Annotated in this window: 22 protein-coding genes; 9 read left to right on the forward strand and 13 right to left on the reverse strand. The window is 51.6% G+C overall.

The genetic code is table 11. The features are described from left to right. The first annotated feature begins 236 nt into the window (after positions 1-236). Positions 237-1,634, forward strand: coding sequence for an RtcB family protein (locus BEB42_RS20045; protein ID WP_000546470.1), 1,398 nt, complete (start codon positions 237-239; stop codon positions 1,632-1,634). Positions 1,635-1,731: 97 nt separating this feature from the next. On the opposite strand, the gene sucD is transcribed toward BEB42_RS20045, so the two are convergent. From sucD to sdhC, 8 genes are all read right to left on the reverse strand, one after another. Further along, positions 1,732-2,601, reverse strand: a complete 870-nt coding sequence (sucD, locus tag BEB42_RS20050) for a succinate--CoA ligase subunit alpha (protein WP_000025458.1) — start codon at positions 2,599-2,601, stop codon at positions 1,732-1,734. Then, entirely contained in the window at positions 2,601-3,767 is a 1,167-nt protein-coding gene (gene sucC / locus BEB42_RS20055) for an ADP-forming succinate--CoA ligase subunit beta (protein WP_001048602.1), read from the reverse strand. The genes sucD and sucC overlap by 1 nt, the downstream gene beginning before the upstream one ends. 184 nt (positions 3,768-3,951) lie before the next feature. Further along, positions 3,952-5,169, reverse strand: a complete 1,218-nt coding sequence (gene odhB / locus BEB42_RS20060) for a 2-oxoglutarate dehydrogenase complex dihydrolipoyllysine-residue succinyltransferase (RefSeq protein ID WP_000099832.1) — start codon at positions 5,167-5,169, stop codon at positions 3,952-3,954. A 14-nt stretch (positions 5,170-5,183) separates the two neighbouring features. Next, complete coding sequence (gene sucA, locus BEB42_RS20065) at positions 5,184-7,985, reverse strand: 2-oxoglutarate dehydrogenase E1 component (RefSeq protein ID WP_001181473.1); 2,802 nt, start codon at positions 7,983-7,985, stop codon at positions 5,184-5,186. A 255-nt stretch (positions 7,986-8,240) separates the two neighbouring features. Further along, positions 8,241-8,957: a succinate dehydrogenase iron-sulfur subunit SdhB gene (gene sdhB, locus BEB42_RS20070; protein WP_001235263.1), complete on the reverse strand. Its 717-nt coding sequence runs from the start codon at positions 8,955-8,957 to the stop codon at positions 8,241-8,243. A gap of 15 nt (positions 8,958-8,972) precedes the next feature. Continuing rightward, positions 8,973-10,739, reverse strand: a complete 1,767-nt coding sequence (sdhA, locus tag BEB42_RS20075) for a succinate dehydrogenase flavoprotein subunit (protein WP_000775540.1) — start codon at positions 10,737-10,739, stop codon at positions 8,973-8,975. Further along, a complete protein-coding gene (sdhD, locus tag BEB42_RS20080; protein ID WP_000254368.1) occupies positions 10,739-11,086 on the reverse strand; it encodes a succinate dehydrogenase membrane anchor subunit in 348 nt (115 codons plus the stop codon). The genes sdhA and sdhD overlap by 1 nt, the downstream gene beginning before the upstream one ends. Then, entirely contained in the window at positions 11,080-11,484 is a 405-nt protein-coding gene (gene sdhC / locus BEB42_RS20085; RefSeq protein ID WP_000263355.1) for a succinate dehydrogenase cytochrome b556 subunit, read from the reverse strand. Before sdhC ends, sdhD begins: the two co-directional genes overlap by 7 nt. 380 nt (positions 11,485-11,864) lie before the next feature. Here sdhC and BEB42_RS26310 point away from each other — a divergent pair, with 380 nt between their 5' ends. The 7 genes from BEB42_RS26310 to BEB42_RS20120 all read left to right on the forward strand — a co-directional run bounded on the left by BEB42_RS26310 (position 11,865) and on the right by BEB42_RS20120 (position 19,930). Continuing rightward, a complete protein-coding gene (locus tag BEB42_RS26310) occupies positions 11,865-11,972 on the forward strand; it encodes a hypothetical protein (RefSeq protein WP_123057340.1) in 108 nt (35 codons plus the stop codon). Between the two features lie 205 nt (positions 11,973-12,177). Beyond that, positions 12,178-13,461 (forward strand): citrate synthase, encoded by a 1,284-nt coding sequence (gene gltA, locus BEB42_RS20095; RefSeq protein WP_000785834.1) that lies wholly within the window; start codon positions 12,178-12,180, stop codon positions 13,459-13,461. A gap of 392 nt (positions 13,462-13,853) precedes the next feature. Then, positions 13,854-14,420, forward strand: a complete 567-nt coding sequence (locus BEB42_RS20100; RefSeq protein ID WP_000472411.1) for a fimbrial protein — start codon at positions 13,854-13,856, stop codon at positions 14,418-14,420. A 49-nt stretch (positions 14,421-14,469) separates the two neighbouring features. Next, positions 14,470-16,929 carry a fimbria/pilus outer membrane usher protein gene (locus BEB42_RS20105; protein WP_172954551.1) on the forward strand — a complete coding sequence of 820 codons (2,460 nt, stop codon included), beginning with the start codon at positions 14,470-14,472 and terminating at the stop codon, positions 16,927-16,929. A 14-nt stretch (positions 16,930-16,943) separates the two neighbouring features. Next, positions 16,944-17,675 carry a fimbrial biogenesis chaperone gene (locus BEB42_RS20110; RefSeq protein ID WP_105267507.1) on the forward strand — a complete coding sequence of 244 codons (732 nt, stop codon included), beginning with the start codon at positions 16,944-16,946 and terminating at the stop codon, positions 17,673-17,675. After that, positions 17,672-18,733: a fimbrial protein gene (locus tag BEB42_RS20115; protein ID WP_105267508.1), complete on the forward strand. Its 1,062-nt coding sequence runs from the start codon at positions 17,672-17,674 to the stop codon at positions 18,731-18,733. The genes BEB42_RS20110 and BEB42_RS20115 overlap by 4 nt, the downstream gene beginning before the upstream one ends. A 150-nt stretch (positions 18,734-18,883) precedes the next feature. Continuing rightward, positions 18,884-19,930, forward strand: a complete 1,047-nt coding sequence (locus BEB42_RS20120) for an AbrB family transcriptional regulator (RefSeq protein ID WP_105267509.1) — start codon at positions 18,884-18,886, stop codon at positions 19,928-19,930. On the opposite strand, the gene nei is transcribed toward BEB42_RS20120, so the two are convergent. From nei to ybgI, 5 genes are read right to left on the reverse strand one after another with little or no spacing between them, the layout of a single operon-like run. After that, positions 19,927-20,718, reverse strand: coding sequence for an endonuclease VIII (gene nei, locus BEB42_RS20125; RefSeq protein ID WP_001353356.1), 792 nt, complete (start codon positions 20,716-20,718; stop codon positions 19,927-19,929). The genes BEB42_RS20120 and nei overlap by 4 nt on opposite strands. A gap of 35 nt (positions 20,719-20,753) precedes the next feature. Next, complete coding sequence (gene pxpA, locus BEB42_RS20130; protein ID WP_105267510.1) at positions 20,754-21,488, reverse strand: 5-oxoprolinase subunit PxpA; 735 nt, start codon at positions 21,486-21,488, stop codon at positions 20,754-20,756. After that, positions 21,478-22,410, reverse strand: a complete 933-nt coding sequence (pxpC, locus tag BEB42_RS20135) for a 5-oxoprolinase subunit PxpC (RefSeq protein ID WP_000912727.1) — start codon at positions 22,408-22,410, stop codon at positions 21,478-21,480. The genes pxpA and pxpC overlap by 11 nt, the downstream gene beginning before the upstream one ends. Continuing rightward, positions 22,404-23,060, reverse strand: coding sequence for a 5-oxoprolinase subunit PxpB (pxpB, locus tag BEB42_RS20140; RefSeq protein ID WP_001188343.1), 657 nt, complete (start codon positions 23,058-23,060; stop codon positions 22,404-22,406). Before pxpB ends, pxpC begins: the two co-directional genes overlap by 7 nt. Positions 23,061-23,082: 22 nt before the next feature. Beyond that, entirely contained in the window at positions 23,083-23,826 is a 744-nt protein-coding gene (ybgI, locus tag BEB42_RS20145; protein WP_000798881.1) for a radiation resistance protein YbgI, read from the reverse strand. A 270-nt stretch (positions 23,827-24,096) separates the two neighbouring features. On the opposite strand from ybgI, the gene dtpD reads away from it, so the two are divergent. Beyond that, positions 24,097-25,578: a dipeptide permease DtpD gene (gene dtpD, locus BEB42_RS20150; RefSeq protein ID WP_001032684.1), complete on the forward strand. Its 1,482-nt coding sequence runs from the start codon at positions 24,097-24,099 to the stop codon at positions 25,576-25,578. The last annotated feature ends 140 nt before the right edge of the window (positions 25,579-25,718 follow it).

The following is a 25,718-nucleotide window of genomic DNA, read 5'->3' on the forward strand; positions in this document are numbered from 1 at the left end:
ATACCCTATGTTATATATTATCTATGTCCGGTTAAATTGAATGAGTCATAGCCTTAAAAGACTTCACAAAAGATAATTCCTCTTTAACAATAAGCCAGATTTACCACTTGTAAAACTTGCTATCGCCACATACACTACGCGCGTTTTCTTTCCCTTTTGCTGGCTGCTGACCGGAAAGACAAAATTACCCTCGCAATACAGGGGGTTGATTAACGTCTATATTTCAGGACAGCGTTATGCATCATCTTTCAAGGCTTGATAAAGCCTTTCTGCGCAAAGGGATCCAACTTTCCCGCGCCAACAATATTGTTTCATTATGTCGTCCATCAGGAGCCAGTGCCCGCGTACTGCTGCCGGACGAACTGCTGCTGGAAGAAAAAGCAGTGACACAACTGCTTGATTTTGCAGAAGTGAAGATACCAGGCCATCCAGGTTACGTACGCCAGACCTGTGCGACGCCAGATTTTCATCCCGGCAATGGCGTCCCCGTTGGCGCGGTGGTGGCCTCTACGCCGGATTTAGTCATTCCTGCGGCCATCGGCACCGATATTTCTTGTGGCATGCGGCTGCTGACGACCGGATTAACACTTGAGCAAGCCGAAGCGCATAAAGACATCATCACTCAGCGGTTAACGCAAGTGCTACTGCAAAATGAGCGCGATGTTCCGTTATCCGCACAGGCGTTCACCGCGCTTTTTGATGGCGGACCGGCAGAGTGCATGTCAGCCTTGCCATCAGCAGGTCTCTGGACACGCACGAATATCCCCCGAATGGTACAAGAGATTGACCGCTGCATTGGGCTTAACGAGCATAACAGTCATTCGCGTTATGCCCCACCCGCCCTGCTGGCAACGGACCGCGCATTACTCCGCGATCCTTGTCTGGGTACGCTGGGTTCAGGTAATCATTTTATTGAACTTCAGGTCGTTGATAGCGTGGTTGATCGCCATGTAGCCTGGCAACAAGGGCTGAAAACAGGCGATATTGTGGTGATGATCCACAGTGGATCGCGAGATGTTGGCTTTTACGTCGGAAGACGCTGGATGGATCGCGCCCGTGCTGAATGGCCCACCGGACATAAACATCCACAAAGCGGGTTATATGGTCTGGCAGGCGGACTGGCGGAGGAATATCTACAAGCGATAGGAATGGCGGCGCGTTACGCGTGGTTAAATCGCGTGACAATTGCCGAAATGGTGCGCGTATGTCTTGCCAATCTCTTTCATCAGGACAATTCGCATCTGGTGGTGGATGTGCCACATAACATCATCCTTCGCGAGCATGAAATGAATATTCATCGCAAAGGCGCAACACCGGCACGAGTGGGCAATCTGGCGTTAATCCCCGGTTCAATGGGCGATTATTCCTGGCTTGCGGTAGGTTGCGGCAACCCGGAGTGGCTGTGGTCATGCAGTCACGGAGCAGGACGCAGCCAGCGTCGGCAGGCCATGCGCTCACGCGCGACTGAAGAGTCAACGTTGCCGTGGCAATGCGTCACATTGCGCGAAGAACGACGTCTTGAAGAAGCGCCAGCGGCTTATAAAGATATTGGTCCGGTTATCGAAGCTCAACAAGAAGCCGGATTAATTCAGCCAGCGGTCAGATTTCGACCGTGGTTAACGTTTAAAGCATAAAAAAGGCCATCATATGATGGCCAACCATGTCGAAACCGACAGCCCTTCGCCATTCCTGTAAAGGGAAGCGGCGAGGGCTATTTCTTATTACAGATATTTATTTCAGAACAGTTTTCAGTGCTTCACCGATATCCGCCAGGCTGCGAACGGTTTTCACGCCTGCGGCTTCCAGAGCTGCGAATTTCTCATCCGCAGTCCCTTTCCCACCGGCAATGATGGCACCCGCGTGGCCCATACGTTTGCCTTTTGGCGCAGTTACACCAGCGATGTAACCTACAACTGGCTTGGTAACGTGCTCTTTGATGTACGCAGCCGCTTCTTCTTCAGCGCTACCGCCGATCTCACCGATCATCACGATCGCTTCGGTCTGCGGATCTTTTTCGAACATTTCGAGGATGTCGATAAAGTTAGAGCCAGGGATCGGGTCGCCGCCGATACCGACACAGGTCGACTGACCGAAACCGTAATCCGTGGTCTGTTTAACCGCTTCATAGGTGAGTGTACCGGAACGGGAAACGATACCCACTTTACCCGGTTTGTGAATGTGACCCGGCTGGATACCGATTTTGCATTCACCCGGAGTGATAACGCCCGGGCAGTTCGGGCCGATCATACGAACGCCTGCTTCATCCAGTTTCACTTTCACGGTCAGCATATCCAGCGTCGGGATGCCTTCAGTGATGGTGATAATCAGTTTGATGCCTGCGTCGATGGCTTCCAGAATGGAGTCTTTGCAGAACGGTGCTGGTACGTAGATAACAGAAGCGGTAGCGCCGGTGGCAGCAACGGCTTCACGCACGGTGTTGAACACCGGCAGACCGAGGTGGGTAGTACCGCCTTTACCTGGGGTTACGCCGCCAACCATTTTAGTGCCGTATGCAATGGCCTGTTCAGAGTGGAAAGTCCCCTGGCTACCAGTAAAGCCCTGGCAGATAACCTTGGTGTTTTTATCAATTAAAATGGACATTATTTCCCCTCCACTGCGGCAACAACCTGCTGAGCTGCATCCGTCAGACCTTTTGCTGCAATAATATTCAGGCCGCTGTCAGCCAGTTTCTTCGCGCCGAGTTCGGCGTTGTTACCTTCCAGACGTACCACGACCGGTACGTTAACACCCACTTCCGCTACCGCGCCGATGATACCGTCAGCGATCAGGTCGCAACGAACGATACCACCGAAGATGTTAACCAGAACGGCTTTCACTTTGTCGTCAGAGAGGATGATTTTGAACGCTTCGGTTACACGTTCTTTGGTTGCGCCACCGCCAACGTCCAGGAAGTTAGCTGGTTCGCCACCGTGCAGTTTAACGATGTCCATGGTACCCATCGCCAGACCTGCGCCGTTAACCATACAACCGATGTTACCGTCCAGCGCAACGTAGTTCAGTTCCCACTGTGCAGCCTGTGCTTCACGTGGATCTTCCTGCGACTGGTCGCGCATTTCGCGCAGATCAGGCTGGCGGAACAGTGCGTTGCCATCAGCACCCAGTTTACCGTCGAGGCAGATCAGATCGCCCTGTTTGGTAATAACCAGCGGGTTAATTTCGATAAGAGCAAGGTCGCGCTCAAGGAAAATGGTCGCCAGACCCATGAAAATTTTGGTGAACTGTTGAACCAGTTTACCTTCCAGGCCCAGTTTGAACGCCAGCTCACGCCCCTGATACGGCATCGGGCCAGTCAGCGGATCAAGCGCAACTTTGTGGATCAGGTGCGGAGTTTCTTCCGCCACTTTTTCGATTTCCACGCCGCCTTCGGTGGAGGCCATAAAGACCACGCGACGGGAACTACGGTCTACAACGGCACCGAGATACAGCTCTTTAGCGATATCGGTCGCTGCTTCAACCAGAATCTGGTTAACCGGTTGGCCATTAGCATCTGTTTGATACGTTACCAGACGCTTGCCCAGCCAGTTTTCTGCAAAAGCACGGATGTCTTCTTTGCTGTTTACAACTTTCACACCGCCCGCTTTACCGCGGCCACCAGCGTGAACCTGACATTTCACTACCCACGGACCGGCACCGATTTTTGAAGCGGCTTCTTCTGCTTCGCGTGGAGTAGTACAGGCATAACCCACCGGTGCTGGTAAGCCATAGCGGGCAAACAGTTGTTTTGCCTGATATTCATGTAAGTTCATGTGTTCTGTCCATCCTTCAGTAATCGTTATCTTTTAAACCGTAGACCGAATATTTCGTATCGCTTCCGGGTATTGTCGGTCACCCGTAGGCCTGATAAGACGCGTCAGCGTCGCATCAGGCTTCAATTGCCGGAGAAAGCGATAATGCCTCATCCGGTCTACAGTGCAGGTGAAACTTAAACTACTACACGTCCAGCAGCAGACGCGTCGGATCTTCCAGCAACTCTTTGATCGTTACCAGGAAGCCCACGGACTCGCGACCATCGATCAGACGGTGATCGTAGGACAGCGCCAGGTACATCATCGGCAGGATCTCAACCTGACCATTCACTGCCATCGGACGATCTTTGATAGCGTGCATACCCAGAATTGCGCTCTGCGGCGGGTTGATGATAGGCGTAGACATCAGGGAACCGAACACACCACCGTTGGTGATGGTGAAGTTACCACCGGTCAGATCTTCAACCGTCAGCTTGCCGTCACGGCCTTTAACTGCCAGCTCTTTAATTTTCTTCTCGATGTCTGCCATGCCGAGGGTATCGACATCACGCAGAACCGGCGTCACCAGGCCGCGCGGCGTAGAAACCGCCATGCTGACGTCGAAATAGTTGTGGTAAACCACATCATCGCCGTCGATAGAAGCATTCACTTCCGGATAACGTTTCAGGGCTTCAACCACCGCTTTCACGTAGAAGGACATAAAGCCCAGACGGATGCCGTGACGTTTTTCAAACGCTTCACCGTACTGCTTACGCAGATCCATAATCGGCTTCATGTTGACTTCGTTGAACGTGGTCAGCATGGCAGTAGAGTTTTTCGCTTCCAGCAGACGCTCTGCCACACGCTTACGCAGGCGAGTCATCGGAACACGTTTTTCGCTACGTGCAGCCAGAGCCGGTTGCGCCGCCGTAGCAGCTGCTGCCGGTGCAGACTCTTTCGCCGGGGCTTTCGCCAGATGTTTTTCCACATCTTCACGGGTCAGACGACCACCTACACCGGTGCCTTTAATGGCGCTGGCATCAAGATTGTGTTCAGCCAAAAGGCGACGGATCGCAGGGCTTAACGCATCGTTGTTTTGCTCTTCCAGAGACGCCTGTTGGCGTTGTGCCGGAGTTGACGCTTTCTCTTCAGATTTGGCGCTGGTTTCTTTACCGGCGCTGTTGCCTTCACGCAGGCGACCAAGGATCTGACGAGACGTTACGGTTGTACCTTCATCTTCCAGAACCGCATCCAGAATGCCGTCTGCTGATGCCGGTACTTCCAGTACCACTTTGTCAGTTTCGATTTCTACCAGCACTTCATCACGTACGACTGCGTCGCCGGGTTTTTTATGCCAGGTTGCGACGGTGGCATCGGCTACGGATTCAGGCAGGTCAGGGACCAGAATATCTACGCTACTCATTGTGTATCCTTTATTTATTCGACGTTCAGCGCGTCATTAACCAGATCTTGTTGCTGTTTCTGGTGAACGGACATATACCCTACCGCCGGAGAGGCGGAGGCCGGGCGGCCTGCATAACGCAGAGAAGCCCCAAACGGAATCACTTCACGGAAATGATGCTGGCTGCAGTACCATGCGCCCTGGTTGAGCGGCTCTTCCTGGCACCAGACAAAATCCTTGACGTGAGCAAACTGCTGCAACACTTCCTGCATCGCTTTATGCGGGAACGGGTAGAGTTGCTCGATACGCACAATGGCGACATCGTGTTGATTGTTCTTACGGCGTTGTTCCAACAGGTCGTAATAAACCTTACCAGAACACATCACTACGCGCTTCACACCCTTAGGATCAAGCTCGTCGATTTCACCAATGGCAGGCAGGAAGGTGCCGTTCGCCAGTTCTTCGAGGCTGGAAACCGCCAGCGGATGACGCAGCAGGGATTTCGGCGACATCACCACCAGCGGACGACGCATCCCGCGCAGCGCCTGACGACGCAGCATATGGTAAACCTGTGCCGGGGTAGACGGTACGCACACCTGCATGTTTTGTTCAGCACAAAGTTGCAGATAACGTTCCAGACGCGCGGAGGAGTGCTCCGGCCCCTGCCCTTCATACCCGTGCGGCAGCAGCATTACCAGACCACACATCCGGCCCCATTTCTGTTCGCCAGAGGAGATGAACTGGTCGATAACCACCTGCGCACCGTTAGCGAAGTCACCAAACTGCGCTTCCCAGATGGTCAGCGTACGCGGCTCTGCGGTGGCATAACCGTATTCAAACGCCAGCACTGCTTCTTCAGACAGTACGGAGTCCCAGACGCGGAACGCGCCCTGACCATTATGGATATGTTGCAGCGGCGTGTAAGTGGAACCGTTGGACTGGTTGTGGATCACCGCATGGCGATGGAAGAAGGTACCGCGACCGGAGTCTTCACCCGACAGGCGGACCGGAATGCCTTCATCAACCAGCGTGGCGTAAGCGAGGTTTTCCGCGCCGCCCCAGTCGAACAGTTTCTCACCGGCAGCCATTGCCTGGCGATCGCCATAAATCTTGGCAACGCGAGACTGCATTTCAACCGCTTCCGGCACCGTACTGATACGTTTCGCCAGTTCCTGCAGGCGCTTCATCTCAACTTTGTTCGGGTACTCTTCGTCCCATTCGTGGTTGAGGTACGGCGACCATGTGAAAGAGTGCATGTTCATCGGACGCCACTCTGCTACCACGCAATCGCCAGCATCCAGTGCATCGCGGTACAGGTTAACCATCTCAGTGGCATCTTCCAGCGTCGCGACTTTTTCCTGCTCCAGCTTGTCAGCGTAGATTTTGCGCGGCGTCGGATGTTTTTTGATTTTCTGATACATCAGCGGCTGAGTTGCACTCGGCTCGTCGGCTTCGTTGTGGCCGTGACGGCGGTAGCACACCAGGTCGATGAAGACATCACGTTTAAAGGTATTACGGAAATCGAGCGCCAGACGGGTCACAAAGGCAACGGCTTCCGGATCATCCGCATTAACGTGGAAAATCGGTGCCTGTACCATCTTGCCGATATCAGTACAGTACGGCGTAGAACGGGCATCCAGCGGGTTAGAGGTAGTGAAACCGACCTGGTTGTTGATAACGATACGTACCGTACCGCCAACTTCATAACCACGCGCTTTCGACATGTTCAGGGTTTCCTGAACCACGCCCTGCCCGGTCACTGCGGCATCACCGTGGATGGTGATTGGCAGCACTTTGTTGCTGCTCGGCTCATCGAGTCTGTCCAGACGGGCGCGAACAGAACCGATAACTACCGGGCTTACAATCTCAAGGTGAGACGGGTTAAACGCCAGCGCCAGGTGAACCAGGCCGCCATCGGTCTGGAAGTCAGACGAGAAGCCCATGTGGTATTTCACGTCGCCCGTGCCGAGGTGTTCTTTATGTTTACCGGCAAATTCGTCGAACAAATCTTGCGGTTTTTTACCCAGTACGTTAACCAGCACGTTCAGACGACCACGGTGCGCCATCCCAAGAACCACTTCACGGGTGCCGCTGTTGCCAGCATGGCGGATCATCTCTTTAAGCATCGGGATTAACGCGTCACCGCCTTCCAGCGAGAAGCGTTTTGCGCCTGGGAATTTTGCGCCGAGGTAACGTTCAAGACCTTCAGCGGCGGTCAGTTCGCTTAAGAAGCGTTTTTTCTCTTCGCTATTGAAAGTCGCGCGACCAGACTCGATACGCTGTTGGATCCAGCGTTTTTCTTCGGTGCTGGTAATGTGCATGTACTCGGCACCAATCGGGCCGCAGTAGGTTTGCTTGAGGGCTTCCAGCAGCTCGCCGAGTTTCATGGTTTCTTTGCCGCTGGCAAATGAACCGACGTTGAAGGTCTCCTGGAAGTCTGCTTCGGTCAGATCGTGGAAAGACGGATCCAGATCGGCCACTTTATCTTGCTGCCACAGTCCCAGCGGATCGAGATTCGCATGCTGGTGACCGCGGAAGCGGTATGCGTTAATGAGCTGCAGGACTTTAACCTGCTTCACATTGGTGTCAGGGTCGGAGATCGTTGAAGAGTAACGTGAAGCGTCTTTCGCCAGGCGGCGGAAATATTCACGCGTTTGAGAGTGGAATTGATCCGGTTTGACTCCCGTACCAGGTAACTGCTGGAACGTCGAACGCCAGTTAGCGTCAACCGAGTCAGGATCGGTTAAGAAGTCTTCATAGAGCTGTTCTATCCAGCTCTGGTTTGCGCCAGAGAGGTAAGAAGAGTCCAACCAGGCTTTCAAAGCGCTGTTCTGCATCGTGATCCCTTAAGCATCTTTTTTATGCTTACTTCGCCGTGGATACTACCACGCACAGTGATGTGCGTGCCGGGGTTCACTTGCGAGCTCTTGTCTACGTAGTGGCTCGCGAAGGAACCTTTAAAAACTGTCTTAGTGTCAGGGGCAGTTTTTAAAGATTTCCTGCATTTCTTTTGTAGGCCGGATAAGGCATTCACGCCGCATCCGGCCCTGGTTGCCTGATGCGACGCTTGCGCGTCTTATCAGGCCTGGAATTTATGCATTACGTTGCAACAACATCGACTTGATATGGCCGATAGCGCGCGTCGGGTTCAGCCCTTTCGGACATACACTGACGCAGTTCATGATGCTGTGACAGCGGAATACACTGAATGCATCGCTCAAACCGTCGAGGCGGCTGTCAGTCTCGGTATCACGGCTATCGATCAGGAAACGATATGCCGCTAACAAGCCTGCCGGGCCGATAAACTTATCGGGATTCCACCAGAAAGACGGACAAGAGGTTGAACAACATGCGCAGAGAATACATTCATACAGCCCGTCGAGTTTTTCGCGCTGCTCTGGCATCTGTAAATGCTCGCGAGCTGGCGGATTTTGTCCATTATTCAACAGGTAAGGCTTAATTTTCTCATATTGCGCATAGAATTGTCCCATGTCTACCACCAAATCGCGGATCACCGGTAAACCTGGCAGCGGGCGAATCACAATCTTCTTGCCCGGCTGGTTGAGTGCCGAAATCGGGGTAATACAGGCCAGACCATTCTTGCCGTTCATGTTCAGACCGTCGGAACCGCACACACCTTCACGGCAGGAGCGGCGGAACGACAGGCTGGGATCTTTCTCTTTCAACTGGATAAGCGCATCCAGCAGCATCATGTCGCGACCTTCTTCCGCTTCCAGGGTGTAATCCTGCATACGCGGAGCATCATCAACATCCGGGTTATAGCGATAAATTGAAAACTCGAGTCTCATTTTCCTGTCTCCGCATTAGTAAGTACGAATCTTCGGCGGGAATGCCGGGCGCAGTTTCGGTTCCATGTTGACGCTTCGGCGCGTCATGGATTCCGACTCTGGCAGATACAGGGAGTGGCACAGCCAGTTTTCATCATCACGATCCGGGAAGTCGAAGCGGCTATGCGCGCCACGGCTTTCGGTACGGAAGTTGGCAGAAACAGCCGTTGCATACGCCGTTTCCATCAGGTTATCCAGTTCCAGGCATTCAACGCGCTGGGTGTTGAACTCGCTGGAAGTGTCATCCAGACGGGCATTTTTCAAACGCTCGCGGATCACTTTCAACTGCTCAAGCCCTTTTGCCATCGCATCACCTTCACGGAAGACCGAGAAGTTATGCTGCATACATTCTTGCAGTGCTTTACGAATCGCCACTGGATCTTCACCATTACGGTTGTTGTTCCAGCGATTCAGACGATCCAGAGACGCTTCAACATCAGACTCGCTGGCATCGCGCAGTGCGCCCTGCTCGGCAATAGACTCTTGCAGATGCAGGCCAGCTGCGCGACCAAAGACCACCAGGTCCAGCAGCGAGTTGCCGCCAAGACGGTTAGCGCCGTGTACCGATACACAAGCGATTTCACCTACCGCGAACAGCCCCGGAACAACCACATCTTCGCCTTTCTCGTTCACCGTCAGCGCCTGACCGGTCACTTTGGTCGGAATACCGCCCATCATGTAGTGACAGGTTGGGATAACCGGAATCGGCTCTTTCACCGGATCGACGTGTGCGAAGGTACGGGAGAGTTCAAGGATACCCGGCAGACGGGATTCGAGAACTTCTTTGCCCAGGTGGTCGAGTTTCAGTTTTGCATGTGGCCCCCACGGACCATCACAGCCGCGACCTTCACGGATTTCGATCATGATGGAGCGCGCCACCACGTCACGGCCCGCCAGATCTTTGGCGTTCGGCGCATAACGCTCCATAAAGCGTTCGCCATGTTTGTTCAGCAGATAACCGCCTTCACCACGGCAACCTTCGGTGACCAGTACGCCCGCACCTGCTATACCGGTCGGGTGGAACTGCCACATTTCCATATCCTGCACAGGTACACCTGCACGGATAGCCATACCGACGCCGTCGCCGGTGTTAATGTGCGCGTTGGTGGTGGACTGATAAATACGCCCTGCCCCGCCGGTTGCCAGCACAGTCGCACGGGCTTTGAAGTAAACCACTTCACCGGTTTCGATGCACAGTGCGGTACAACCAACTACCGCGCCATCCTGGTTCTTCACCAGATCCAGCGCATACCACTCGGAGAAAATGGTGGTGTGGTTTTTCAGGTTTTGCTGATAAAGCGTGTGCAACAGTGCGTGACCGGTACGGTCAGCTGCCGCCGCAGTACGTGCCGCTTGCTCGCCACCGAAGTTTTTCGACTGGCCGCCAAACGGACGTTGATAGATACGACCATCATCAAGACGCGAGAACGGTAGCCCCATGTGTTCCAGTTCCAGAATCGCTTCCGGCCCGGTTTTACACATATATTCAATCGCGTCCTGGTCACCGATATAGTCCGACCCTTTTACGGTGTCGTACATATGCCATTCCCAGTTATCTTCATGGGTATTACCCAGCGCAACGGTAATGCCGCCTTGCGCAGAAACGGTATGGGAACGGGTCGGGAAGACTTTGGAGAGCAGCGCACAGGTCTGGCCGCTCTGGGAAATTTGCAGCGCCGCGCGCATACCTGCGCCACCGGCACCAATCACAACTGCATCAAATTCTCTGACTGGCAATTTCATCACACACCCCACACCACAACGAATCCATAAATCACGTAAACCACCAGTGCAACGACAATCACCAGTTGCAGCATCAGGCGCAAGGCCAGCGGTTTAACGTAGTCGGTCAACACCTGCCACATGCCGATCCAGGCATGGATCAAGATAGAAAACAGCGCCAGCAGGGTGAACACTTTGGTGAACGCAGAGGCGAAGAAACCAATCCAGACTTCATATGTCAGCTCGCCAGTGGTAGCGAAAAAACCGACCATATAAATGATGTAAAGCGTCAGGACGATAGCGGTAGCGCGAACGAGGATGAAATCATGTACGCCATTGCGTCCTAATGCGGAGGCGTTGCTTACCATACGAGGACTCCTGCGAGAAGTGAAAGCACGACAGTAATAACAAAGGAGATTTTGGCGGAGCGTTTACCCGCTTCGAATGTTTCTTCCAGATAGCCAAAATCCATCATCATGTGGCGAATACCTACGACGACGTGATACGCCAGAGCGGTAAGGATGCCCCACATGATAAATTTGACGAAGAAGCTGCCCATAATCGCGGAAGCTTGCTCGAAACCTTCAGGGGAAGAGAGGCTGGTACCCAGAAGCCACAGCAGGATGCCCACTGCAACAAAGGTGATCACACCGGAAACGCGATGGAGAATGGACGCTATCGCCGTGACGGGGAACCGGATGGTCTGTAGGTCCAGATTAACAGGTCTTTGTTTTTTCACATTTCTTATCATGAATAACGCCCACATGCTGTTCTTATTATTCCCTGGGGACTACGGGCACAGAGGTTAACTTTCTGTTACCTGGAGACGTCGGGATTTCCTTCCTCCGGTCTGCTTGCGGGTCAGACAGCGTCCTTTCTATAACTGCGCGTCATGCAAAACACTGCTTCCAGATGCGAAAACGACACGTTACAACGCTGGGTGGCTCGGGATTGCAGGGTGTTCCGGAGACCTGGCGGCAGTATAGGCCGTTCACAAAATCATTACAATTAACCTACATATAGTTTGTCGGGTTTTATCCCGAACAGTGATCTGGGTCACGATAACAACATTTATTTAATTTTTAATCATCTAATTTGACAATCATTCAACAAAGTTGTTACAAACATCACTAGGAAAAGCATATAATGCGTAAAAGTTATGAAGTCAGTATTTCACCTAAGATTAACTTATGTAACAGTGTGGAAGTATTGACCAATTCATTCGGGACAGTTATTAGTGGTAGACAAGTTTAATAATTCGGATTGCTAAGTACTTGATTCGCCATTTATTCGTCATCAATGGATCCTTTACCTGCAAGCGCCCAGAGCTCTGTACCCAGGTTTTCCCCTCTTCCGCAGAGCGGCGAGCCAAATAACAAACGGGTAAAGCCAGGTTGATGTGCGAAGGCAAATTTAAGTTCCGGCAGTCTTACGCAATAAGGCGCTAAGGAGACCTTAAATGGCTGATACAAAAGCAAAACTCACCCTCAACGGGGACACAGCTGTTGAACTGGATGTGCTGAAAGGCACGCTGGGTCAAGATGTTATTGATATCCGTACTCTCGGTTCAAAAGGTGTGTTCACCTTTGACCCAGGCTTCACCTCAACCGCATCCTGCGAATCTAAAATTACTTTTATTGATGGTGATGAAGGTATTTTGCTGCACCGCGGTTTCCCAATCGATCAGCTGGCGACCGATTCTAACTACCTGGAAGTTTGTTACATCCTGCTGAATGGTGAAAAACCAACTCAGGAACAATATGACGAATTTAAAACGACGGTTACCCGCCATACCATGATCCATGAGCAGATTACTCGTCTGTTCCATGCTTTCCGTCGCGACTCGCATCCAATGGCAGTCATGTGTGGTATTACCGGCGCGCTGGCGGCGTTCTATCACGACTCGCTGGATGTTAACAATCCTCGTCATCGTGAAATTGCCGCGTTCCGCCTGCTGTCAAAAATGCCGACCATGGCCGCGATGTGTTACAAGTATTCCATTGGTCAGCCATTCGTTTACCCGCGCAACGATCTCTCCTATGCCGGTAACTTCCTGAATATGATGTTCTCCACGCCGTGCGAACCGTATGAAGTCAACCCGATTCTGGAACGCGCGATGGACCGTATTCTGATCCTACACGCAGATCACGAGCAGAACGCGTCTACATCCACCGTGCGTACCGCTGGCTCTTCGGGGGCGAACCCGTTTGCCTGTATCGCAGCAGGTATTGCTTCACTGTGGGGACCTGCGCACGGTGGTGCTAACGAAGCAGCGCTGAAAATGCTGGAAGAAATCAGCTCCGTTAAACACATTCCGGAATTTGTTCGTCGTGCGAAAGACAAAAATGACTCTTTCCGCCTGATGGGCTTCGGGCACCGCGTGTACAAAAATTACGACCCGCGCGCCACCGTAATGCGTGAAACCTGCCATGAAGTGCTGAAAGAGTTGGGTACCAAAGATGACCTGCTGGAAGTGGCTATGGAGCTGGAAAACATCGCGCTGAACGACCCGTACTTTATCGAGAAGAAACTGTACCCGAACGTCGATTTCTACTCTGGTATCATCCTGAAAGCGATGGGTATTCCGTCTTCCATGTTCACCGTGATCTTCGCTATGGCACGTACAGTTGGCTGGATCGCCCACTGGAGCGAAATGCACAGTGACGGCATGAAGATTGCCCGTCCACGTCAGCTGTATACCGGCTATGAAAAACGCGATTTTAAAAGCGACATCAAACGTTAACTGCTGATTCCTAAGCAGTAAATTCTGTTAACCCGCCTTTAAAAGGCGGGTTAATTTTTATCTACCTGAACACAAAAAAATGTAAAAATAAAATTAATTAACCGGCTGACATTAATATTGCAAAATAATAAAATTGTTCATTTTATAGGCAAAATAATAAATTTTAATTAAGGTATCTGCTTTTAGTTACTTTTATAACCTCATGAAAATGAGGTATATCTCTCTCATTCCCCCCGATAACATTCATTAAATTATTAATTCATCACATCAATTAGTTAACCTTGCATTTAATATAATTAATAATATTTTTAAGTAAAACTAAAAACATTCGACAATCAAATAAGATATTCTGATATCGCTATACTTTTTCTATTTCTGTAAAGGACTCAGTTATGTTTAAAGGACAAAAAACATTGGCCGCATTGGCCGTATCTCTGTTATTCACTGCACCGGTTTATGCAGCTGATGAAGGTTCTGGTGAAATTCACTTTAAAGGTGAGGTTATAGAAGCACCATGTGAAATACATCATGATGATATTGATAAAGAAATTGAGCTAGGTCAGGTGACCACCAGCCACATTAATCAGTCTCATCACAGCGATGCGGTTGCTGTCGACCTGCGTTTAATCAACTGCGACCTGGAAAACTCTAATAACGGTTCCGGTGGCAAGATTTCTAAAGTCGCGGTCACCTTCGATAGCTCAGCGAAAACCACTGGCGCAGATCCGATACTCAACAATACCAGCACTGGCGAAGCCACCGGTGTCGGCGTGCGTTTAATGAATAAGGATCAAAGCAATATCATTTTAGGCACTGCTTCTCCGGATATCGACCTCGCACCAACGTCCAGTGAACAAACACTGAACTTCTTTGCCTGGATGGAACAAATTGATCAAGCGACACCAGTAACGGCAGGGGCTGTTACAGCGAATGCAACCTACGTACTGGATTATAAATAAGCGTTATTGGGCGGCATCACTGCCGCCTTTCTTAAAATATTTATCTGGTATGGACACCGTGAATATTTATCGACTCTCTTTTGTATCCTGCCTGGTCATGGCGATGCCTTCCGCCATGGCGGTTGAATTCAACCTGAATGTCCTCGACAAATCGATGCGTGAGCGCATTGATATTTCATTATTAAAGGAAAAAGGTGTCATTGCTCCCGGTGAATATTTTGTCAGCGTTGCGGTAAATAATAACCAAATCAGTAATGGGCAAAAAATTAACTGGCAAAAAAAGGGTGACAATACCATTCCGTGCATCAATGAGTTATTGGTCGATAAGTTTGGCTTAAAACCCGAAGTCCGTCAGTCGTTACCCCTGATTAATCAGTGCGTCGATTTTAGCACCCGACCAGAAATGCTCTTCAATTTTGATCAGGCCAGTCAGCAACTGAATATCACCATCCCACAGGCCTGGCTGGCGTGGCACTCAGATAACTGGACTCCACCCTCCACATGGAAAGAAGGTGTCCCCGGTGTCCTGATGGATTACAACTTGTTTGCCAGCAGCTACCGCCCACAGGATGGTAGCAACAGCACTAACCTGAACGCCTATGGAACAGCCGGAATTAACGCGGGAGCATGGCGTTTACGCAGTGATTACCAATTGAATCAGACCGATAGCGATGATAACCATGAACAGTCAGGCGAAATATCACGCACCTATCTTTTTCGTCCATTACCGCAATTAGGTTCAAAATTAACCCTCGGCGAAACGGATTTTAGTTCCAATATTTTCGACGGTTTTTCTTATACCGGCGCGGCACTGGCGAGTGACGACCGGATGTTACCGTGGGAACTGCGCGGCTACGCTCCACAAATTAGCGGTATTGCACAAACCAATGCCACGGTGACGATCAGTCAATCAGGCCGCGTCATCTACCAGAAAAAAGTCCCGCCAGGCCCGTTTATCATTGATGATCTGAATCAGTCCGTCCAGGGGACGCTGGATGTCAAAGTGACGGAAGAAGATGGTCGGGTGAACAATTTCCAGGTTTCGGCAGCATCGACGCCTTTCCTTACGCGCCAGGGACAGGTTCGCTATAAACTGGCCGCCGGTCAGCCGCGAACATCTATGTCTCATCAAACTGAAAATGAAACCTTTTTTAGCAATGAAGTTTCCTGGGGGATGCTGTCAAATACCTCGCTGTACGGCGGCCTGCTGATTTCGGGTGACGACTACCATTCTGCCGCAATGGGTATCGGGCAAAATATGCTGTGGCTTGGTGCATTGTCGTTTGATGTCACCTGGGCCAGTAGTCAGTTTGATACTCTGCAGGACGAGCGGGGCTTAAGTTACCGCTTTAATTACAGCAAACAAGTGGATGCCACTAACAGCACGATTTCGCTCGCCGCTTATCGCTTCTCAGATCGTCATTTTCACAGCTACGCCAACTATCTGGATCACAAATACAACGACAACGATGCGCAGGACGAAAAACAGACGATCAGCTTATCCGTGGGGCAACCGATTACCCCACTGAACCTCAATCTGTACGCCAACCTGCTGCATCAAACCTGGTGGAATGCAGACGCCTCCACGACCGCCAACATCACGGCAGGTTTTAATGTTGATATTGGTGACTGGAGAAATATCTCTATTTCGACGTCATTCAATACAACCCATTACGAAGATAAAGATCGCGACAACCAGATTTACCTGTCGATTTCGCTTCCCTTCGGTAACGGTGGTCGGGTCGGTTATGACATGCAAAACAGTAGCCACAGCACCACACACCGCATGTCGTGGAACGATACGCTGGATGAACGAAATAGCTGGGGGATGTCTGCTGGACTACAATCCGACCGTCCGGACAATGGAGCCCAGGTGAGCGGTAACTATCAGCACCTGAGTTCAGCGGGTGAGTGGGATCTTTCTGGTACTTATGCTGCCAATGACTACAGTTCTGTTAGCAGCAGCTGGAGTGGTTCTTTCACGGCGACGCAATATGGTGCAGCCTTCCATCGCCGCAGCTCCACCAATGAACCACGCCTGATGGTCAGCACCGATGGCGTGGCAGATATTCCGGTTCAGGGCAATCTCGACTACACCAACCATTTTGGCATTGCAGTGGTACCGCTGGTTTCCAGTTATCAACCTTCCACCGTGGCCGTGAACATGAACGACTTACCCGACGGCGTGACGGTAACAGAAAACGTCATCAAAGAAACGTGGATTGAAGGCGCAATAGGTTACAAATCACTGGCATCCCGTTCCGGTAAAGACATTAACGTCATCATTCGCAACGCCAGCGGTCAGTTCCCTCCCCTCGGTGCGGATATCCGTCAGGATGGCAGCAGCATTAGCGTGGGGATGGTTGGCGAGGAAGGACACGCCTGGTTAAGCGGAGTCGCTGAAAATCAAAGGTTTACCGTGGTCTGGAGTGATAGTCAGCGTTGCTCGATCCATCTTCCTGAACATATGGAAGACACCGCAAATCGCCTGATTTTACCTTGTCATTAATTAAGGAAATGAAAATGACATTTATGAAAGGACTTCCCCTTTTGTTGTTGGTTACCAGTCTGTGTAGCCACGCTGCACTACAACCCGACCGCACTCGCATTGTGTTTAACGCTAATGATAAAGCTACCAGTCTGCGAGTAGATAATCGTAGCGATAAACTCCCCTACCTCGCTTATTCCTGGCTCGAAAATGAAAAAGGGGAGAAAAGCGACGATCTTCTGGTCGCCCTGCCACCGATACAACGTCTGGAACCGAAAGCAACAACGCAGGTGCGGATAGTCAAGCAAGCCTCGACCTCGAAATTACCTGGCGATCGCGAAACGCTATTTTTCTACAATATGCGTGAAATTCCTCCCGCCCCGGAAAAAAACAGCGACCATGCCGTTCTGCAAGTCGCCATCCAGAGCCGTATCAAGGTGTTCTGGCGACCGTCTGCATTACGCAAGAAAACAGGAGAAAAGGTCGAACTGCAGTTACAGGTCAGCCAGCAGGGCAATCAGCTTAGCTTAAAAAACCCTACTGGCTATTATCTGACCATCGCGTATCTTGGGCGAAATGAGCAAAGCGTTCTCCCGGGCTTCAAAACTGTGATGATTGCGCCTTTTAGTACAGTAAGCACAACCACTGGAAATTATAGTGGCAGCCAGTTTTATCTCGGTTATATGGATGATTATGGCGCATTACGCATGACAACGCTCAACTGTAACGGGCAATGCCGTTTACAGGCGGTGGAGGCGAAGAAATGAGTGCTGGCAAGGGATTGTTGCTCATCATCTGTCTGTTATTTCTACCGTTAAAATCTGCGCTTGCCCTGAACTGTTACTTTGGTTCATCCGGTGGTTCGGTAGAAAAATCGGAATCTATTCAACCATTTGCTGTACCAGGGAATGCCAAACCCGGCGATAAGATCTGGGAGTCTGACGATATTAAAATTCCCGTCTATTGTGACAACAATACCAACGGCAACTTTGAGAGCGAGCATGTCTACGCCTGGGTTAACCCGTACCCGGGAATTCAGGATCGCTATTATCAACTCGGCGTAACTTACAATGGTGTTGATTATGATGCTAACCAGGGAAAAAGCCGCATCGACACTTACCAGTGCATCGACAGCAAAAACATTAATATTTATACCCCTGAGCAGATCATCGCGATGGGATGGCAGAACAAAATTTGCTCTGGTGATCCCAATAATATTCATATGTCGCGTACGTTTCTCGCTCGCATGCGGTTATACGTCAAGATACGAGAGATACCGCCGCATGATTATCAAAGCACGCTCAGCGATTACATTGTGGTGCAATTTGATGGCGAAGGAAGCGTTAATGAGGACCCTACCGCCCAAAACCTGAAATATCATATTACCGGTCTGGAAAACATTCGGGTATTGGATTGCAGCGTCAATTTTTCTATTACCCCAGCCAACCAGGTCATTGATTTTGGTAAATTTAATGTACTGGATATCCGGCGACACAACATGACAAAAACATTCGGTATTAAAACGACAAAATCACAAAACGATCAATGTACCGACGGATTCAAAGTCAGCTCCTCGTTTTATACCGAAGAAACGTTGGTTGAAGAAGATAAAGCATTGCTGATTGGTAATGGTCTGAAGCTACGTTTACTGGATGAAAACGCCTCGCCCTATACCTTCAACAAATACAGCGAATATGCCGACTTCACCAGTGACATGCTGATCTACGAAAAAACCTATACGGCTGAACTTTCGTCTATTCCCGGCACTCCCATTGAGGCTGGCTCCTTCGATACCGTGGTGCTTTTTAAGATTAACTATAACTAATTTCCCATGATGCCCTTTGCAACCGAAAGGGCATCTCTTTCAGAAAATTGCTGATTTTCCCCTTTTCCTTGATTGCTGTTATTTTTTCCTGGCCCGGCTTTCTTTATGCTGTATCGATACACCAAAGAGAAAATAATGAGGAAGCGAAGGATGCCAGTTTTGCAGTGGGGAATGTTATGTGTGCTTTCACTTCTCCTTTCTATTGGCTTCCTCGCGGTACATCTTCCGGCGGCACTATTACTTGGGCCAATGATCGCCGGAATCATCTTTAGTATGCGCGGAATTACTCTGCAACTTCCCCGATCCGCTTTTCTCGCCGCGCAGGCCATTCTTGGCTGCATGATTGCGCAAAACCTGACCGGTTCGATCCTGACCACGCTAGCGGTGAACTGGCCGATTGTGTTAGCTATTTTACTGGTGACGTTACTTTCCAGCGCCGTCGTGGGTTGGTTATTGGTGCGCTATAGCTCACTGCCTGGAAATACCGGTGCCTGGGGTTCTTCTCCTGGCGGCGCGGCGGCAATGGTCGCTATGGCGCAAGATTACGGCGCAGATATTCGCCTGGTGGCATTTATGCAATATCTGCGAGTGCTGTTCGTCGCGGGGGCCGCTGTTCTGGTCACCCGCATGATGCTGGGCGATAACGCTGAAGCGGTTAACCAGCAGATCGTCTGGTTCCCGCCAGTGAGCATTAATCTCCTGCTTACGATTTTGCTCGCGGTCGTTGCCGGTACGGCGGGATGCTTGCTACGTCTTCCTTCCGGCACGATGCTCATCCCGATGCTGGCGGGCGCAGTGCTCCAGTCTGGTCAGCTCATCACCATCGAACTACCAGAATGGCTGCTGGCGATGGCGTATATGGCAATTGGCTGGCGGATTGGTCTTGGTTTCGATAAACAAATCTTACTGCGGGCATTGCGCCCGCTGCCACAAATCTTGCTGTCGATTTTTGCTCTGCTGGCTATTTGTGCAGGTATGGCGTGGGGACTGACCCGGTTTATGCATATTGATTTTATGACTGCCTACCTCGCCACCAGTCCCGGCGGGCTTGATACCGTGGCGGTCATCGCCGCAGGGAGCAATGCCGATATGGCGCTTATTATGGCGATGCAAACCCTACGCCTGTTCAGTATTTTGCTGACGGGGCCAGCCATTGCGCGGTTTATTTCAACCTATGCGCCGAAGCGGTCGGCCTAGTGCTGGCAGCCTGGACACCAGTAAAACGGGCGCGAGGACAACGTGGTTTTCTCAATGATGCTGCCACAACGTTCGCACGGTTCGCCATCACGATGAAAAACCTTAAAGCGAAACAGCGCCCCATGATGTTTATTCTCATCCACCTGCCCCCGCGTAGCGTAAGAAAGTCGAGGAATCTCCAGTAACGCGTGTGCGAGTGCATCCAGTTGCGCCGCATTGAGATCTTTCGCTTTATGATTGCCGGTTAACCCCACCTGCCAGAGGATCTCCACCCGCAAATAATTGCCAAGCCCAGCCAGAAACGCCTGATCGAGTAGTAATCCAGCAAACTGACGGTTACGAAAGCGCGGCGACAATAACCGTTCTTTCGCCACCTCCGGCGTCAGTTTCGGATCCAGCACATCGGGGCCAACGCGTTGTAAAAACGGATGCGTGGTCAGTTGTTCCGGGGTCAACATCTCAATATCCGAGGCGCTATAAAGCAGAATGGTTTTGTCAGCCGTTTGCAGTTTTACCCGCAATACTCGCGTGGTCTGCGGCTCTTCGCCGGTATCAACCACGCGCCAGACGCCGTAAAGCTGATTATGGCTGTAGAGCGTTAACCCGTTGGAAAAATGAGTTAACAACGCCTTACCTCGCGTTTCCACATGGGTAACGTGTTGACCGATAAGTTGTGATTGATACGGTTTTAACTGCGGGAAGGCAAACCAGACATCAGTTAGAGGTTTACCTTTGATCGCCGCCTCCAGGTTATCCGCTGCACGGCGGATCTCCGGGCCTTCAGGCATGGTGATATCCTTTTTTCATTCTTTATTAAGCGGGGTTATGCTGCGACAACAATCCCCTTTTCGGCAAATGTAGAGCGTAGTCGGCGGGCGAACGCCAGTGCGTGTTCTCCATCGCCATGCAGGCAGACCGTTTGCGCCGTGACCGTCGCCCATTCGCCGGTGATACTTTTGACTCTGCCGTGTTGCACCATCTCCAACGTTTGCGCCAGCGCCTGTTCTTCGTTTTCAATCAACGCGCCTGGCTGGCTTCGCGGCACCAGCGAGCCGTCAGCCTGATAACTGCGATCGGCAAACACTTCCTCGCGCGTTGTCAGGCCATATTGCTTGCCTGCACGAATCAGCTCGCTTCCCGCCAGCCCAACGAGAATCAACGCCGGATCGCAAGCGTAAACTGCTCTGGCAATGGCGTCTGCCAGTTGTGCCTCTTTCGCCGCCTGGTTGTATAACATGCCGTGCGGTTTGACATGACGCATCACGCCGCCTTGCGCGCGAGCAATAGCGGCCAGCGCACCAATTTGATACAGCGTTTGGGCGTAAACGGTTTCCGGCGGCAATTGCATGGCGCTACGGCCAAAATGTTCCCTGTCCGGAAAGCTCGGGTGAGCGCCAATGGCGACACCATTTTGTATGGCATCACGCACGCAAGCCTGCATGGTTTGTGCATCGCCTGCATGAAATCCACAGGCAATATTGGCTGAGGAAACCAGCGTTAATAGCTCTGCGTCGCTGACACAGCCTTCGCCCAGATCGGCGTTCAGGTCAATTTTCATTGTGCAGCCGCCACGCTAATTGTTCGAAATAACGTTGCTGATCTTGCCGTGCTTTCAGTGCCTCTTCCAGTGAACACTGGACAAAATGAATCGGCTGACCGAGCGGAATTTGCGCCAGATGGTACATATCAGCCTCAATGATACAGGCAATACGCGGATAACCACCGGTGGTCTGTGCGTCGTTCATCAATACAATCGGCTGCCCGTTATGCGGCACCTGCACCACGCCCGGCAACAAACCATGAGATAACAGTTCGCGATCGGTGGTGCGTTTTAAGATTTGCCCCTGTAGGCGATAGCCCATCCGGTTACTTTGCGGGCTAAGCTGCCAGGGCGAACGCCAGAATGCATCCTGCGAGGCGCGATCGAACTCATGATATTCCGGCCCCGGCAAGGCGCGAATGCGGTTGCCCCACAGCAGCTGTTTAACGCCCTGCGCTTCCATAAAATCACGCTTCGATTTACCCATCGGGAGTCGGTCACCATCCTTCAGTAAACGGCCTTCCAGCCCACCAATCCCCACTTTGAGATCGGTACTGCATGACCCCATTACCGGCGGAACATCAATACCACCCGCGACCGCCAGATAACTGCGCATCCCGTGCTGCGGGCGTTTAAGCGTTAAACGCTGGCCTGCTTTCATCGGCAATCGCCAGCCAGTCCAGACGGCATTATCATCCAGCCGCGCTTCGCAACCTGCCCCCGTCAGGGCAAACCAACCATCAGTTTCGAACTCTACCGTTAACTGACCGAGCGTTATCTCCAGCGCGGGGGCATTGGCGTCATTACCCACCAGCAGGTTAGCAATGCGTAACGCAGGCATATCCAGTGCGCCGCAGTGGCTGATACCCGACTGGCGAAAACCGTGACGACCGCCATCCTGCACAGTAGTATACATGCCCGCACGAATAATCTTCAGCATACTCCCTCCTTCTGCGGTACAAAGCGCACGCTGTCTCCCGGACGTAATAAGATGGGTTCGTCACGCGCCGGATCAAACAGGCTGAGTGAGGTATGACCAATCAACTGCCAGCCGCCCGGCGTTGCCAGCGGATAAACACCGGTCTGCGGCCCGCCGATCCCGACAGAACCTGCCGGAACGAGCAAGCGCGGTTCAGCGCGCCGTGGCGTGTGTAGTTGTTCCGGCAAACTCCCGAGATACGGGAAGCCCGGTTGAAAACCTAAAAACCAGACCACGTATTCCACAGAGGAGTGCAATTCAACAACCTGTTTTTCGCTCAATCCACAATGCGCCGCGACCACCGCCAAATCCGGTCCGCCTGCGCCACCGTAAACCACCGGAATTTCAATAAAACGAGACTCCGGCTCCAGCGCCTCACTCTCCTCCCACCAGCGTTGCAAACGCTCTATGGCATCCAGCGCCAGCGACTCAGGATTACGTAAAATCACCGTGATATTGTTCATGCCGGGAATGGCTTCAACCACATTCGGCATATCCACCAGACGCTGCGCCAGTCGCCAGATACGTTTCTGGCTAGCCAGCGTCACCGGCGGTTCCAGCTCCAGCACTACCGCCGTTTCACCTATCAGATAACAACGCGCTCGTTGCACTTTCGATCCCTCTGATTATTCGTTATGCAGGATTAGGAATATCAATAAAGGTCACATCAAGATCGGTATTTTCATTCAGCCACTCGCTCAATGCGCGAATACCACCGCGTTCAGTGGCATGGTGACCCGCAGCATAAAAATGCAATCCCTGCTCGCGGGCTGAATGAATGGTCTGTTCAGAAACTTCGCCAGTAATAAAAGCATCCACGCCAAAACGCGCGGCGCTATCGATAAAACTCTGCCCGCCGCCCGTGCACCAGGCGACGCGCTGAACCACCTCAGGTCCGGTATCGCCACACCATAACGGCTTACGTCCCAGACGCGCTTCAATCCAGGAAGCCAGCTCCAGTCCCGGCACAGGCATGGTCAGTTCGCCCCACGGCACCAACGGCTCAATTTCGCCCATGACCGTGATCCCCAGTATCGCCGCCAGCTGTGCGTTATTGCCCAGCTCTGGATGTGCGTCAAGCGGCAAATGCCAGCCATACAGGTTGATATCATTCACCAGCAACGTTTTTAAACGGTTACGCTTCATGCCGCGAATTACCGGGGATTCGCCTTTCCAGAAGTAGCCATGATGCACAATGACCGCATCCGCGCCCAGACGCACCGCTTCATCGAGCAGCGCCTGGCTGGCGGTGACACCGGTAACAATTTTTTGCACCGTCTCTTTGCCTTCTACCTGCAAACCATTCGGCGCGTAATCACTTATGGCCGCGCTGTTCAGTTTCTCGTTAATCAGTTGTTCCAGTTCGGTGTTTTTCATCTTCGCGCCTTCCGTATTCTGATAGCTATACCGTTAACATAGCGTTACCTCGCCTGTTCGTCGATAGCCAATCTTTTGACATATTAAGAAACAAACCCGACGCCAAAAGACGCAAATTGTTTATATCATCACGCTTCAGCTAATGTATATTTATGCAATCAGACAGCATATTGCACAAATAATCAGATCTGTATCAAAGTTTTAACTTTAAGGAAACACAAGCACGCCGCGCAACTATTACGTGACGTTGCAGTTAATTGTGGAATTATTATGAATAAACACGCATCACAGCCGCGCGCTATTTACTATGTCGTTGCGCTGCAAATCTGGGAATATTTTAGCTTTTACGGCATGCGTGCCCTGCTGATTCTCTATCTCACCAATCAACTAAAATACAACGATACTCACGCCTACGAGTTATTTAGCGCCTACTGTTCGCTGGTGTATGTCACGCCAATCCTCGGTGGCTTTTTGGCGGATAAAGTTCTCGGCAACCGTATGGCGGTGATGCTGGGGGCGTTATTGATGGCGATCGGACATGTGGTGCTGGGTGCCAGTGAGATCCATCCGTCATTCCTCTATCTGTCCCTGGCGATTATCGTTTGTGGTTACGGTCTGTTTAAATCCAACGTCAGTTGCCTGCTCGGCGAGCTGTATGAGCCAACCGATCCGCGTCGTGATGGCGGTTTCTCGCTGATGTATGCGGCGGGTAACGTGGGGTCTATTATCGCACCTATCGCCTGTGGCTACGCCCAGGAAGAGTACAGTTGGGCGATGGGCTTTGGCCTGGCGGCGGTTGGCATGATCGCGGGTCTGGTTATCTTCTTATGTGGCAATCGTCATTTTGCTCATACCCGTGGCGTTAACAAAGACGTACTGCGTGCGACAAACTTTCTCCTGCCTAACTGGGGATGGCTGCTGGTTCTGCTGGTGGCAACACCTGCGCTGATTACCGTACTGTTCTGGAAAGAGTGGTCGGTATACGCCTTGATTGTCGCGACTATCATTGGCCTTGGCGTTTTGGCAAAAATTTATCGCAAAGCAGAAAACCAGAAACAGCGTAAGGAGCTGGGGCTGATTGTTACCCTCACCTTCTTCAGTATGTTGTTCTGGGCCTTCGCACAACAGGGCGGTAGCTCGATTAGCCTTTATATCGACCGCTTTGTTAACCGCGATATGTTTGGTTATACGGTTCCGACCGCGATGTTCCAGTCGATTAATGCCTTCGCAGTTATGCTGTGCGGTGTGTTCCTGGCGTGGGTAGTTAAAGAGAGCGTCGCAGGTAATCGTACCGTGCGCATCTGGGGAAAATTTGCTCTTGGTCTCGGCCTGATGAGCGCCGGATTCTGCATTCTGACCTTAAGCGCCCGCTGGTCTGCAATGTATGGTCACTCTTCTCTGCCACTGATGGTGTTAGGCCTGGCGGTGATGGGGTTTGCGGAACTGTTTATCGACCCGGTTGCTATGTCGCAGATTACGCGCATTGAAATCCCCGGCGTGACCGGCGTATTAACCGGTATTTATATGCTGCTTTCCGGCGCGATTGCGAACTATCTGGCGGGCGTGATTGCCGATCAGACATCGCAAGCTTCGTTTGATGCTTCCGGAGCGATCAACTACTCCATCAATGCATATATTGAAGTGTTTGATCAAATCACCTGGGGTGCACTGGCGTGTGTAGGACTGGTACTGATGATTTGGCTGTATCAGGCGCTTAAGTTCAGAAACCGCGCGCTGGCGCTGGAGTCTTAACAGGCCAGCACCGATGCCTGATAAGACGCTTAATGCGTCTTATCAGGCCTGGATGTCCCTGCAATATATTGAATTTGCACTATTTGCCAGGCCGGAGAAGGTGTTCACGCAGTATCCGGCATCCGGGCAAGATTGCCTGA

It is taken from the genome of Escherichia sp. MOD1-EC5990, assembly GCF_002965285.1.
Taxonomy (GTDB): Bacteria; Pseudomonadota; Gammaproteobacteria; order Enterobacterales; family Enterobacteriaceae; genus Escherichia; species Escherichia coli_F.